Here is a 12,863-nt window from a genome sequence, read left to right as displayed (position 1 = left end):
CCGGGTCGGGCTTCCGAGCCCGCAAGAGCAAACCTCACAAAATGACACCGCTGTCATTAAATTCCGGAAATATGACAGCGATGTCATTTAAGTTTCACCGTATCTTCACATCGGTATCTTTGCCAGCCCGCAAAGCCATACTTGGGATTAATTTCACGGTCTGGTCGTGAATTGCGACCAATCAGCGTCCGGTTATGTAACAAGGGGCATGAAAATTCTTTTTGACCGAGCTTTCCGGGACATATGTTCCCATTGGGGTTCAATCACATGCTGTTTGCTTCAATTCCTGTATGTGGTCGCACAGGACTCGAGGGCCAGCGAAACAGCGGTCCTGAAGTGATACGACGAAAATCCTGATGGGATAAATACAGGGGGAACAAAGGGAGTACAGCAAAGGCAGCCTGGAAGTGAAAAAGTGGAACCCACAAAGAAATAGCGGCCGAATTCATTTCGACCGCTCCCTCTCTTTAAGCTGGTTGGCTCTACTCCCGCTGTTCACCTCGCTGAAGTCGTCTCAGACCAGTGGTCACCCGCTGTGGGTCTATTTACGGGTTAGTCCAACCTCCAGTTACGGACCGCTTTTTCTTGCCGCTTCGCCCTTTAAGGAGGGTCGAAGCTTCTTACCTAGGCACTACATATACTAGTGTGACAGCACCCTTTTCCCCACCCGGAGATAAGCCGCCATGCCCTATCGGAACCGCAACGAATTACCGGAAAGCGTCCGTAATGTACTGCCAGAAAAGGCCCAGGATATTTACAAGGAAGCCTTCAACAGCGCCTGGGAGGAATACGCCCGGCCAGAGGATCGCAGGGAGGGCAAATCGCGGGAAGAGGCAGCCCACGCGGTGGCCTGGTCTGCCGTCAAGCAAAAGTATGAGAAGGGGGGGGATGGCAACTGGCACCGGAAATCGTGACCGGATTGCCGGTCACTTATCCTGCCAACCAACGCTGGTGATATTCAGCCTGCGCTCTCATAGCCACGGGCATTCCCGTGGCGCAACGGGTCGATCAGTCCGGTCAGGCCCTCGATCTTGATCTCCAGCGCCAGGGCCATCAACCGTCCCAGGCGTCCCGCCGGAAACTCTTTCTTGGCAAACCAGAGCAGGTACTCCTCCGGCAGGTCAATCAGCACACGGCCCGAGTACTTGCCAAACGGCATGGGGGTCCTGGCAATATCCACCAGGTCCTGCTTATCGAACATCCTGAGCCCTTGCTTGTGTCAGTGGAAATACCATTATCCGGCATCGACACCTGCATACCAAATTGGGAGCGGCCGGGACGCCACCATAACATGGGCCTGTGAATTGCTATCCCAGCAGGATCAGGAGTCACTTTATGGCTATGCAATCTTTCAGGCGTGCGGGACTCGCATCCCTGCTCGCCACCGGCCTGGTTTTCACAGGCTGTGCGAATATGAGTGATACCGACCGCCGTATCGGTACCGGCGCAGGCATCGGCGCTGTCACTGGCGCCCTGATCTCGGGCGGTCGTCCGGGCGGCACAGCGGCGGGCGCCGTTCTCGGCGCCGGGGCGGGCTACCTCTACGACCGCAACAAGAAACGGTATTACTACTACGACCGCCACGGCCGTCGCATCTACCGCTAGTCCCCTCCGTAAATAAGAGATCCGGGCATGGGCGACCATGCCCGGGCTCTTGCTGTTATCACCTGACACCACCCACCATTACCCGCTCGATCCCCTGTCGGGTTTGGCTCAGCCTGCAATGACAATCGATGCAAGGTGCCAGTGGCATGCCGGCTCTCGCCGGGGCCGGGTTTTCCTCGATCACGGAACTGTGGGAATATGAATGTCTTGCGGACGGGCTTACCGTCGCACATTTTTTAGACAACTAATAAAGATTCCTGAGGAAACGCCGTGAGAACAATAAAGCGATCTTCCATGCTGGTCCTGCCACTGGCCGCAGCGCTGTTGGCAGCCTGTGACAAACCCGCCGGCGACAAGCAGGCCGCCGCGGAAACCGGCAAGCCAGACACGGTAGTGTCCACCGAGGGCATGTGGATGCCGAGCCAGCTGCCGCAGCTGAGCGGCAAACTGAAAGACCTGGGCCTGGAGCTGGACCCGAAAACCATGACCGACCTCACCGAGTTCCCCATGAACGCGGTGATCAGCCTGGGTGGTTGTACCGCCTCGTTCGTCTCCCCCGAGGGGCTGGTGGTCACCAACCACCATTGTGCCTATGGCTCCATTTCCTATAACTCCACCGAAGACAACGACCTGCTGGAGAACGGCTTCCTGGCCAAGTCCCTGGACGAGGAACTGCCCGCGGCACCGGGTTCCCGGGTGTACGTCACCGTCGATATGAATGAGGTGACTGACAAGATCGATGCAGCCCTCAGCGAGGATATGGATGGTGCCGCGCGCTTTGCCGCCATTGAGGACGCCAAGAAAGGCCTGGTATCCGCCTGTGAATCCGACCCCGGCCACCGCTGTGAGGTCTATAGCTACTATGGCGGCGCCAGCTACTACCTGATCAAGCAACTGGAAATCCGCGATGTGCGCCTGGTACACGCGCCCGCCTCTTCCATCGGCAAGTTCGGTGGCGATATCGACAACTGGATGTGGCCGCGCCACACCGGCGATTATTCTTTCCTGCGCGCCTACGTGGGCCCCAACGGCAAGCCGGCGGATTACGCCGAGGACAATGTTCCGTACCAGCCCAAACATCACCTGACAGTATCCACCGAGGGCCCACAAAAGGGCGACTTTGTCATGGTGGCCGGCTACCCGGGCAGCACCAACCGCTACCGCACTGCGGCGGAGGTGGACAGCAACTTCAACTGGTACTACCCCACCATGCAGAAAGTACTGGCGGAGTGGTCTGAAACCATCAGCGAGGCCAGCGCGGGCAACAAGGATGCGGAGCTGAAGTACGCCAGCCTGGTGGCCGGCCTCAACAACTACTCCAAGAACTTCACCGGCATGATGGAAGGCTATGGCCGCAGCGACCTGCTACAGCGCAAGCGCCAGCTGGAACAGGACCTGCAGGCCTGGATCGAGGCCAACCCGGAATCCGCCGACAGGTACGCCTCCTTACTGGCGGACCTTCAGGCGCTGATCAATGAGAAGCAGTCCACCCAGGAGCGCGACCTGGTACTGCGCTATATGGGCCGCTCGGCCATGCTGAGTGCGGCGCGCAAGCTGTACCGGCTGAGCCTGGAAAAGCAGAAGCCGGATATGGAGCGCGAGCCGGGTTACCAGGAACGTGACATGACCCGCTTTACCGAGGGCATGAAGCGTATCGAGCGCCGTTTCCACCCGGAAGTGGATCAGGCCATCTGGACCTACTTTATCGAGCGCTACAACGCCTTGCCGGCAGAACAGCGCATTGCCAGCTTCGATGAATTCCTGGGCGACGACGCCAGCGGCGATGCCCTGCAGGAAAAGCTGTCCGCGATGTACGAAGACACTGGCCTGACCGAAACCCAGGCGCGCCTGGACTGGATGGAAAAGTCGCCGGAAGACTTCCGCAACAGCGAGGATCCGTTTATCCAGCTGGCTGTTTCCATGTATGACGACATGCATGCAATCGAAGAAAAGGACAAGGCCATGACCGGCCGCTTTGCCCAGCTGCGCCCACGCTATATGGACCTGCTGATTGCCTACTACAAGGAACAGGGCAAGCCCGTCTACCCGGATGCCAATGGTTCACTGCGCGTGACCTATGGCCTGGTAAAGGGTTACACCCCGCCGGCGGGCACTGTTAAGGCACCCGAAGACGGTAACGATGGCAAGGACAGCTTCGTACCCTTCACCACCCTGCGCGGTATCCAGGCCAAGTACACCGGTGAGGACCCGTTCGACGCACCCCAGGCCCTGCTGGATGCCATCGAGGAAAAAGCCTATGGCCGTTTCTACGATGAGAAGCTGGACTCAGTGCCGGTAAACTACCTCACCACAGTGGATATCACCGGCGGCAACTCCGGATCCGCTACCATGAACGGCAAGGGCGAACTGATCGGCCTGGCCTTCGACGGCACCTACGACAGCATCAATGCTGACTGGGACTTCAATGACAACACCCGGGCAATCCACGTGGATGTGGAATACATGCTGTGGGTAATGGAAAAAGTGGACGGCGCCCACAACCTGTTGGAGGAAATGGGTGTGGCGGAGGAATCGGTTGCGGCACAGGCCGCTGACTGATCACCCTGCCCCGCAAGAACGAAAAAGCCGGCGCATGCGCCGGCTTTTTTTGATTGTCGTCAAGCAGTTCGAGAGTCTGGTAGGTGAGGTCGACAGTAACGGCCGGTTTACCTGGCCGGTTATGCCCTAGAGCAGTTTGGTTTTGGTCTTGCCACAACGCTGGCAACGATACTCGGTTACCAGCTTGCCCTGTTTCACATCGAACTTCCGCTCGGTGACCACCTGCCACTTGTGAAAACCATCCCGGCACAGGCTTTTGCCCTTGTGCTTTTCCCAGGCGGTCTTCTTCTTGAACTGGATTACATCGCCCATAAAGGTAAATCTCCCCACAGGAGAACAATCATTACAGGAGCCTGCCCTGGCACACCAGGCACAGCCCTGGCGCCACCGGGACAGAGCATTCCCCACCCATAAGGGCGAACACAAGGTTCGCCCCTACGTAACGCGCTGGAGCCGACATACACCTATTGGGCAATGCATAACCTGTAGGGGCGCACCTTGTGTGCGCCCGCCCCCGGTATTCCGGCACATGGACGTCATGACGGCCTTGATCCGATCCCGGAATCCACAAACCACCGCGCCCCCCCGAGGGCGAACAGAAGGTTCGCGCCTACAACGGCAATGGAGAAAATGGCCTGCTGGTGGGCCACGGGATTATGCCACCTCCCCGGCCGCGTGCCCGGAAGCCCAGGCCCACTGGAAGTTATAGCCGCCCAGCCAGCCGGTCACATCCAGCACCTCGCCGATAAAGTAAAGCCCAGGCTGCGACTTGCACTCCATGGTACGCGAGGAGACCGCATTTGTATCAACACCACCGAGGGTCACTTCGGCTGTGCGATAACCCTCGGTACCCGCAGGCACCAGCTGCCAGGTCTGCAGTTTCTCGCCAATCGAAGCCAGCTCTGCCGCACTGAACTGCTTCAGCGGGCGACTCTCGATACCCTTCTCAGCGAGGAAATGCTGGACCAGTTTCCTGCTCCACAGTGTCGCGAGTACCGTGTGCAGGTGTGCCTCCGGCTTTTCGGTCCGCTGCTCATTCAGCCAGTGCGCCAGCTCCCGGTCCGGGGCCAGGTCAAAGCTGACGGCCTCGCCCTCCCGCCAGTGGCTGGAGATCTGCAGCACGGCCGGGCCACTCAGCCCGCGGTGGGTAAACAGCATCTGCTCATGGAAATTGCCGTTGCCGCAGCTTGCGGTCACCGCCAGGGCACTGCCGGGCAGGTCTTCCTGCCGCTGCAGCTGGCGCTTGTGCTGGGTAAAGGGCACCAGGGCGGCGCGAGTGGGCACGATACTGAGGCCGAACTGCCGGGCGATGTCGTAGCCAAACCCGGTGGCCCCCATGGTTGGAATCGACAGGCCGCCGGTGGCAACCACCAGGGATTCGCATTGCACTGTGCCAAGGCTGGTATTCACCCGGTAGCCAGTATTCACCGGCTCAATACTTTCAATACTACAGCGGGTGCGAATCTGCGCCTGGGCCTCACGGCACTCCGCCAGCAGCAAGTCAACGATATCCCGGGACCTGTTATCGCAGAACAGCTGACCCAGGGTTTTCTCGTGATAGGGGATCCCGTGCTTCTCCACCAGCGCGATAAAGTCCCATTGGGTATAACGGGCCAGTGCCGACTTGCAGAAATGCGGGTTGCGGCTGTAGAAGTTTTCCGGCGCGGTGTACAGGTTGGTGAAATTGCAGCGTCCGCCACCGGACATCAGGATCTTCTTGCCCACCTTGTTTGCGTGATCGACTACCAGCACGCTGCGGCCACGCTGGCCAGCCACTGCCGCACACATAAGACCGGCTGCACCGGCACCAATCACCAGTACATCGACCTGTTCGGGCAGTGGGTTGGGACTGGCTTCACTCATGGGGCGGGGAAAGCAGAAGGGGCCGGGCACGGCGGGCACCCGGCGCAGGAGCAGGCCATCAGGCCCGCGGCAGGGTTACGCCGCGCTGGCCCTGGTACTTGCCGCCGCGATCCTTGTAGGACACATCGCAGACCTCGTCGGACTCGAAGAACAGCATCTGGGCCACACCCTCGTGGGCGTAGATCTTCGCCGGCAGGTTGGTGGTGTTGGAGAACTCCAGGGTCACATGCCCTTCCCACTCCGGCTCCAGCGGCGTCACATTGACGATGATGCCGCAGCGCGCATAGGTGGACTTGCCCAGGCAGATGGTCAGCACCGAGCGCGGGATGCGGAAATACTCGACTGTACGCGCCAGGGCAAAGGAGTTGGGCGGGATCACGCAGGAATCGCCCACCACGTCGACAAAGCTGTTCTCGTCGAAGGTCTTCGGATCCACCGTGGCGGAGTGCACATTGGTAAAGATCTTGAATTCCGGGGCACAGCGCACGTCGTAGCCATAGCTGGAGGTACCGTAGGAAATCAGGCGTTCACCGCTGCCATTGTGGCGTACCTGGCTCGCCTCGAACGGCTCGATCATGCCATTCTGCTCGGCCATCCGGCGAATCCACTTATCGGATTTGATACTCACTCCGCCCCCCTCATTTGAATCGGCTGTGCTTGTCGTTGTGCAGGTCTGTAAAGAGGCGGAATCATAGCCGGTTTGAACTGTGCAAAAAAGTGTCAATCGCGACTGGCTGGCACCGGAATGCCGCCTTTGCCTGTCCCGGGGTAAGTCCCGCCCACACCGCACCTTCCCCGTAACCACCGGACCTGGTGATGGAACTGGTGGAAATCCATGCCCGATCAAGCCCCATACCCTTGTTGGGGCAGCCCGACTACTGTATAAATCAACAGTACATACTGTACAGATATACAGAAACAGCTCCCAAAGGGACCAGATCGCGAGGGCAGATATCGTGAGCAGTGCCGAAAACCTTATACAAAACAAGCAGTTAACTGATCAGCTCAAGCAGCAACGCCTGGACCAGCTGCTGGCGCGGGCGGATATCTGGCAGGCGGCCAATGAGCATCACCGCCGGCGTAACGGCATCGCCACCGGCTACAGCGGGCTCGATGCCCTGCTGGCCGGACACGGCTGGCCCCGTGGCGCCACCACCGAACTGCTGGTGGACCAGTCCGGTATCGGCGAGCTCAGCCTGTTGCTACCGGCACTGGCGGAACTCACCCGCCAGGAGCAGATGGTCGTGCTGGTCAACCCGCCCCATATCCCCTATGCCCCGGCGCTGGCCAGTGCCGGGGTGCAACTGGAAAAGCTGTTGATCCTGCATCCCCGGGGACCGCGCGACACTCTCTGGGCCATGGAACAAACACTGCAGTCTGGCTGCTGCGGCGCCCTGCTCAGCTGGCAGGAACGACAGCCGCCCGCGGACAGGGACCTGCGCCGGCTGCAGGTGGCCGCACGGGATGGGGAATGTCTGCACTTCCACTTCCGCCCGCAATCCTGTGCCAGCAGCCCCTCACCGGCCAGCCTGCGGCTGCAGCTCGCAAGCGACGGCGACCAGCTGGCCCTGAAGCTGATCAAACAGCTGGGCGGCCGCTCGGGACAGCAGCTGCACCTGGCCCGGGCCGCGGACCTGACCCGCCGCGACGGGCCACTGCACTGATTGCCGGGAAGAGTATAAAGCTCTCTGCAGGAGCGGCCCATGGCCGCGAAAAAACTCTCTGAATAACCAATGCGGTAAGACACGACAGGGAAAATACAATGCTCTGGCTCTGCATACAGTTCCCCAACCTGCCGTTAGAGGCACTGACCCGCGCCCAGCAAGCAGGGCCTGATGGCTCTCCCCGCGCGGTTGTGGAGAAAGAGCAGGTGGTGGACGTCAACAGCAGTGCCCGCGAGCGCGCTGTCACCTGCGGACTGACCATTGCCACTGCCTGTGCGCTGTGCGCGGACCTGGAACTCCTTCCCCGGGATACCGAGCGCGAATCACAGCTGCTGCAGGAACTGGCCCAGTGGGGTTACAGCTTCACCCCGGTGGTTTCCCCCCGCGCGGCATCCCCGCACAGCGATGATGGCAGCTTCGCCTGCCTTTACCTGGAACTGAGCGGCTGCCTGAAAGCCAATGGCGGACTGGAGCCGCTCCTGCAGCAGTTGCGCAGCGAACTGCAACAGATGCATATCAGTGCCTTTATGGGCCTGGGGCACAGCCCCAGTGCTGCCCATATGCTGAGCCAGCTGGAAGAGCACAGGCAGTGGCTGGCCGGGGCCAAGGCACCGCCCTCTCCCCAGCAATGGCGCCAGTGGATCAGCTTTGCCCCCGGCAAACTGCTGGACTGCGACCACAAGACCATAGCCAAACTCTATGCCTGCGGTATCAAGCGGGTCAGCCAGTTACTGGCCATACCATTGTCTGAGGTGGGGACCCGCTTCGGGCGCGACTTTGTCAATTACCTGGCGCGCCTCAACGGCACCCGCCATGACCCGGTCCCCAGTTACCAGCCACCGCCGGAGTTCCACAGTGAGCTGTTTTTTCCCAGCCCGCTGGATAACAGCGAGCAGCTGCTGTTTCCCGCCGGCCGGCTGGTCCGCGAGCTGTGCCAGCAATTGCAGCGGCGACAGCTCTACAGCCAGCAGCTGCGCTGGAAACTGGATTTCGGGCAACAGGGTTGCAAGGTGCTCAGTGTGGAAATCTCGCGACCGCAACTGGATCCCCAGCGCCTGATCGCCCTGACAAAGCTGCAACTCGAGCGGCTCACCCTCGAGCAACCTGTACAGGCAATCGGCCTGACCTGCGACAGGCTGCAACCGCTGGGCCAGGATTCGGTGGACGATGACCTGTTCGGGGAAGCAAGCCGCGTGCAGCGCAGCCACCAGCTAATCGACAAGCTCAAAGCGCGGCTGGGCCACCAGTCACTGTCAGGCGTCACCCTGAAGGAGAGTCACCTGCCGGAGCAGGCATGGCAGAGTGCCGACAACCTGGTGCTGAACAGCCGCAAACGCGGCCACCAGTTGCAACCGGTGAATGCACCGCGCCCCAACTGGCTGCTCCCGCGTCCCGATCGCATCCAGTGCCGCAACCAGCGCCTGTTCTACCGCGGCGAGCTGCGCCTGCTGCAGGGCCCGGAACGCATTGATGGCTACTGGTGGCAACACCGCCGCCACGCCCGCGATTACTACATTGCCCGCGGTGACGAAGGTGCACTCTACTGGGTCTTCCAGGACCTGACCTCGGAGGCCTGGTACCTGCATGGGGTTTACGCGTGACCCAGGTATAAACCTGCCGGCTCCAAGCCTGACCCCGCTCAGGAATAGTCATCACGCTCGGTGGAGCGTAGAGCTGGCGCTCGACGAACGTCCGACAGAATCCATTTAAATACAGGATTGAATACTCGCACAGGGGGAGGTGCAGAGACCAAGACAGCCAGAATTGGTATGCAGTACGCCGAACTCTTCTGCCAGAGCAACTTCTCTTTTCTCCAGGGTGCTTCCCATCCCCAGGAACTTGTTACCCGTGCCCATGAACTGGGCTACCGCGCCCTGGCCATTACCGATGAATGTTCCCTTTCGGGCGCGGTCCGCGCCTATAAACAACTGGAGGAACTGAAAGCTGATGGCAGCAACCTCAAACTGATCTGCGGCAGCTACTTCCGCTTATCTGACATTAATTGTGAACTGGTATTACTGGCACCGGACCGGCAAGCCTACAGCGAGTTATGCCAGCTGATCTCTACCTCCCGCCTGCGCGCGCCCAAAGGCCAGTACGAGACCAGGCTCGACGACCTGCTGCGGATAACCCGGCAATGCATCGCCATCTGGCTACCCCGCCACCAACCACTGGAAATGCCTGCAGGCCTCAAGAGTCATTTCCAGGGCCGCCTGTATATCGCCTTCAGCAACCAGTTACTCCCACGCCAGAACGAACATAACCGGGAACTTCTGGCCTTTGCCACCGGGCAACAACTGCCACTGGTGGCCACCAGTGCGGTGCTGATGCACTGTCGCAGTCGCAAGCCCCTGCAGGATGTACTCAACGCCTGCTACCACAACTGCACTCTCGACGAACTGGGCTACCGACTGGAGCAGAACGCCGAGCGTTACCTGCGCCCGCTCGATGAGATTGCCAGCCTGCAGCTGACAGGAGCAATTGCGAACACCATTGAAATCGCCCACCAGTGCCAATTTTCCCTGGATGAACTGCGCTACCAGTATCCGTCGGAGGTACTGCCTGCCGGTAAAAGCCCGGACGGGTACCTGCGGGAACTGGTGGAGGCCGGCAAGGAACTGCGCTGGCCAGAGGGTCCCGAACCACATATTGCCGCACAAATAGAAAAGGAACTGGCACTGATCGCCGAGCTGGGGTACGAACACTACTTCCTTACCATCCACGACATCGTCCAGTTCGCGCGCAGCCAGCATATCCTCTACCAGGGCCGTGGCTCGGCCGCGAATTCGGTAGTGTGCTACTGCCTCTTTATCACCGAAATAGACCCCCACAAGATCGGCCTGCTGTTCGAACGCTTTATATCCCGCGAACGCGACGAACCGCCGGATATCGACGTGGACTTCGAGCATGAGCGACGCGAGGAAATCATCCAGTACATCTACCGCAAATACGGCCGCGAGCGCGCCGGGCTGGCCGCCACCAAGATCAGCTACCGTTTCAAGAGCGCCCTGCGGGATATCGGCAAGGCCCTGGGGCTGGGCAGCGCCACCATCGAGCAACTGATTGCCGAGCGGGCCTGGTGGGACACCATGGAGGATTTCCCCCGGCAGATGCAGAAAGTGGGGATCGACCCGCGGGGCAACGCCGGCCGCATGCTGCCGAAGCTGATGGCACAGGTCCGCGGTTTCCCCCGGCACCTGTCCCAGCACGTGGGCGGCTTCGTAATTACCGAGCAACCCCTGCATACCCTGGTGCCGATCGAGAATGCCGCCATGGAGGACCGCACCATCGTCCAGTGGGACAAGGAGGATATCGAGGACCTGAAACTGATGAAGGTGGACATCCTCGCTCTGGGTATGCTCACGGCCCTGCGCAAGTCGCTGACCTATATCGGCCTTTACGGACCGAGAATGCAGCTACGGGACATCCCCACCGAGGACCCGGGCGTCTACGAGATGATGTGCCGGGCAGATACCGTGGGGGTTTTCCAGATCGAGTCCCGCGCGCAGATGAGCATGCTGCCGCGGCTGCAGCCAAGGAATTTCTACGAGCTCACCATCGAGATCGCCATCGTGCGCCCGGGGCCTATCCAGGGCGGTATGGTACACCCCTACCTGAAGCGCAAGCAGGGACTGGAACCGGTCAGCTACCCGCACGAGAACCTGCGCCCGGTACTGGAACGCACCCTGGGAGTACCCATCTTCCAGGAACAGGTAATCCAGCTGTCCATGGTGGCCGCTGGCTTCAACGGCGGCGAGGCCGACCAGCTGCGCCGCGCCATGGCCAGCTGGGGCAAGAACGGCAATCTTTACCAGTTCCGGGACAGGCTGGTGGCCGGCATGCTCGCCAACGGCTACCAGGTGCAATTTGCCGAGCAGTTGTTCGAGCAGATGAAGGGCTTCGGCTCCTACGGCTTCCCCGAGTCCCACTCAGCCAGCTTCGCCCTGCTGGCCTACTTCTCAGCCTGGATCAAGCACCACCACCCGGCGGCCTTTTACTGTGGCCTGCTCAACAGCCAGCCCATGGGCTTCTACGCCCCGGCCCAGCTGGTCTACGATGCCCAGCGGCACAATGTGAAGGTGCTGCCTGTGGATGTGCTCTATAGCCACTGGGACCACCGGCTGGACTTGCCAAGCCCTGGGACAGCCAAGACCCCCTCCACCCGGTCCCCCGCATCCCAATTACTGTCCGGGCATGAGCCCACCACCAAATTACCTCAAGTTGTTGCCCTGCGCCTCGGCCTGCGCCTGATCAAGGGCCTTGACCAGAGCAGCGCCGAGATCATTACAAAAACCCGGGAAAAAAGGGTGTTTGAGTCCCTCTCCCAGCTCCGCAACACCACCAAGCTGCGGCGGGACCAGATTACCTTGCTGGCAAGCGCCAATGCCTTCCGGAGCCTGGAGGTAAACCGCTATGTCAACGCCTGGCAATCCCTGGATATGGAGTCGACACGACCGGATACAGGGCGTCACAGCCCCAGCAACTCCATTGAAGACAATACCTACAGCGATTATGCCACTATCGGTTTGACGCTGCGGGAGCACCCTATTGCCCTGCTGCGCAGAAAGAAAAAGTTCCGGCAACACGCCAGGGCCTGCGAACTAGACAACTACCGGAATGGCCAGCATGCCAGAGTGATGGGACTGGTCACCTGCCGACAACGGCCCGGTAGTGCAGCAGGGGTGATGTTTCTAACACTGGAGGACGAAACCGGGCAGGTCAATGTTGTGCTGGGGGAGAAGGTACAGCAGAAGTTCAGGTCAGAAATCATACAGGGCAGGATTCTACAAGTCGCTGGTAGGGTGCAAGTCAGCCCCCAGACTGGTAAAGGCGACCTTACCGTCATCCATTTACTCGGCTATCAAATCCATTGCTTGGCGTGGAGGGGAATTCAACCAATAAGGAGTTTCCACTAGCCAGGCTTCCAGTTATAGATGTTCGTGGCCGCATCCGGCTACACTCCCCTGGCCGGCGTATTACTCCCTCAGGCAAGAGATAGCCTTGACGAGGGCGACTGAACGCTTTTTGTACACTTTTGATGACCCAGTGTAGGCCTGTCAGTTAAAAAACCACCACAGCGGCCTCCACTAGGCCCGCCCTCTGTTCCCCCATCAGGGATTTCCAAGGATGGCACCAGCAACCAAATTCCGAGATAATCGGGCATCTCAAGAC

Annotated in this window: 10 protein-coding genes; 6 read left to right on the top strand and 4 right to left on the bottom strand. The window is 60.0% G+C overall.

The annotated features are described in order from the left end of the window. The first annotated feature begins 683 nt into the window (after window positions 1-683). Window positions 684-914, top strand: a complete 231-nt coding sequence (gene chaB / locus LVE68_RS15470) for a putative cation transport regulator ChaB (protein WP_232941336.1) — start codon at window positions 684-686, stop codon at window positions 912-914. Between the two features lie 44 nt (window positions 915-958). Here the strand turns inward: chaB and LVE68_RS15465 are convergent, their stop codons facing one another. After that, complete coding sequence (locus tag LVE68_RS15465; protein WP_232941335.1) at window positions 959-1,201, bottom strand: DUF3820 family protein; 243 nt, start codon at window positions 1,199-1,201, stop codon at window positions 959-961. 134 nt (window positions 1,202-1,335) lie between these two features. Here LVE68_RS15465 and LVE68_RS15460 point away from each other — a divergent pair, with 134 nt between their 5' ends. Continuing rightward, the gene (locus tag LVE68_RS15460) at window positions 1,336-1,605 is read left to right on the top strand and encodes a glycine zipper 2TM domain-containing protein (RefSeq protein WP_232941334.1); all 270 of its coding nucleotides are present in this window, start codon (window positions 1,336-1,338) and stop codon (window positions 1,603-1,605) included. A 270-nt stretch (window positions 1,606-1,875) separates the two neighbouring features. Further along, complete coding sequence (locus tag LVE68_RS15455) at window positions 1,876-4,164, top strand: S46 family peptidase (RefSeq protein WP_370636679.1); 2,289 nt, start codon at window positions 1,876-1,878, stop codon at window positions 4,162-4,164. A 126-nt stretch (window positions 4,165-4,290) separates the two neighbouring features. Here the strand turns inward: LVE68_RS15455 and LVE68_RS15450 are convergent, their stop codons facing one another. From LVE68_RS15450 to dcd, 3 genes are all read right to left on the bottom strand, one after another. Continuing rightward, window positions 4,291-4,476, bottom strand: coding sequence for a hypothetical protein (locus LVE68_RS15450; RefSeq protein ID WP_232941333.1), 186 nt, complete (start codon window positions 4,474-4,476; stop codon window positions 4,291-4,293). A 342-nt stretch (window positions 4,477-4,818) separates the two neighbouring features. After that, entirely contained in the window at window positions 4,819-6,027 is a 1,209-nt protein-coding gene (locus tag LVE68_RS15445) for an NAD(P)/FAD-dependent oxidoreductase (RefSeq protein ID WP_232941332.1), read from the bottom strand. Between the two features lie 58 nt (window positions 6,028-6,085). Further along, window positions 6,086-6,655: a dCTP deaminase gene (gene dcd, locus LVE68_RS15440; RefSeq protein ID WP_232941331.1), complete on the bottom strand. Its 570-nt coding sequence runs from the start codon at window positions 6,653-6,655 to the stop codon at window positions 6,086-6,088. Between the two features lie 328 nt (window positions 6,656-6,983). Here dcd and imuA point away from each other — a divergent pair, with 328 nt between their 5' ends. The 3 genes from imuA to LVE68_RS15425 all read left to right on the top strand — a co-directional run bounded on the left by imuA (window position 6,984) and on the right by LVE68_RS15425 (window position 12,607). Continuing rightward, entirely contained in the window at window positions 6,984-7,691 is a 708-nt protein-coding gene (gene imuA, locus LVE68_RS15435; RefSeq protein WP_232941330.1) for a translesion DNA synthesis-associated protein ImuA, read from the top strand. 98 nt (window positions 7,692-7,789) lie between these two features. Further along, window positions 7,790-9,292, top strand: coding sequence for a Y-family DNA polymerase (locus tag LVE68_RS15430; RefSeq protein ID WP_232941329.1), 1,503 nt, complete (start codon window positions 7,790-7,792; stop codon window positions 9,290-9,292). 168 nt (window positions 9,293-9,460) lie between these two features. Beyond that, complete coding sequence (locus tag LVE68_RS15425) at window positions 9,461-12,607, top strand: error-prone DNA polymerase (RefSeq protein ID WP_232941328.1); 3,147 nt, start codon at window positions 9,461-9,463, stop codon at window positions 12,605-12,607. Window positions 12,608-12,863 lie beyond the last annotated feature (256 nt).

The sequence above is a fragment of the Microbulbifer sp. YPW16 genome, assembly GCF_021290385.1.
GTDB lineage: Bacteria > Pseudomonadota > Gammaproteobacteria > Pseudomonadales > Cellvibrionaceae > Microbulbifer > Microbulbifer zhoushanensis.
The sequence above is the reverse complement of the archived record's forward strand: the minus strand, read 5'-3'. Positions and strand labels throughout refer to the sequence as shown.

Excerpts from the sequence above, each read along its gene's own strand:
- LVE68_RS15450 (WP_232941333.1), bottom strand. The coding sequence starts at position 4,476 with ATGGGCGATGTAATCCAGTTCAAGAAGAAGACCGCCTGGGAAAAGCAC.
- chaB (WP_232941336.1), top strand. The coding sequence starts at position 684 with ATGCCCTATCGGAACCGCAACGAATTACCGGAAAGCGTCCGTAATGTA.
- LVE68_RS15465 (WP_232941335.1), bottom strand. The coding sequence starts at position 1,201 with ATGTTCGATAAGCAGGACCTGGTGGATATTGCCAGGACCCCCATGCCG.
- LVE68_RS15445 (WP_232941332.1), bottom strand. The coding sequence starts at position 6,027 with ATGAGTGAAGCCAGTCCCAACCCACTGCCCGAACAGGTCGATGTACTG.
- LVE68_RS15460 (WP_232941334.1), top strand. The coding sequence starts at position 1,336 with ATGGCTATGCAATCTTTCAGGCGTGCGGGACTCGCATCCCTGCTCGCC.
- LVE68_RS15430 (WP_232941329.1), top strand. The coding sequence starts at position 7,790 with ATGCTCTGGCTCTGCATACAGTTCCCCAACCTGCCGTTAGAGGCACTG.
- LVE68_RS15425 (WP_232941328.1), top strand. The coding sequence starts at position 9,461 with ATGCAGTACGCCGAACTCTTCTGCCAGAGCAACTTCTCTTTTCTCCAG.